This window comes from Alteromonas sp. G4i13 (assembly GCF_054960505.1).
In genome coordinates this window covers 1-336 of the sequence record NZ_JBHNYX010000136.1, presented here as the reverse complement: position 1 = coordinate 336, position 336 = coordinate 1, and the positions used below count along the sequence as shown (strand labels likewise).

Below are 336 nucleotides of genomic sequence, written 5' to 3'. Positions count from 1 at the left end.
CCGTCTACAAGCTTCGTGTTGGCTTAGTTGTTTAATTTTCTTTGTATACCAGTCCAGGTGCTCATCCAGCTCTACAAGCTTTTGATAGTGTCGCTCTAACAGTTCTTTGAACAATTCACTCAAACCATTTTCCACCTGCCGGTCAAATAATTTAGGCAGTGATTTATAGACATGACTTATGCCCACCGGAAGAATTATTCCGTACTCATTGAGCAATCCCCGTATTTCATTACTGTTGGCGGTTCTATCCCGCTCACATTTCTTACGCATCACGTGTAATGCCTGAATATCTTGTTGGGTTTGCGTTTTCGTTCGCACAAACCGCATCTCGGGGCG

The 336-nt window shown here is 43.8% G+C and carries 1 pseudogene; it reads right to left on the bottom strand.

The window, feature by feature from the left end:
* Nucleotides 1-318, bottom strand: a pseudogene (locus ACFI6J_RS21640) (IS110 family transposase); the annotation flags it as partial.
* Between the last annotated feature and the right edge of the window lie 18 nt (nt 319-336).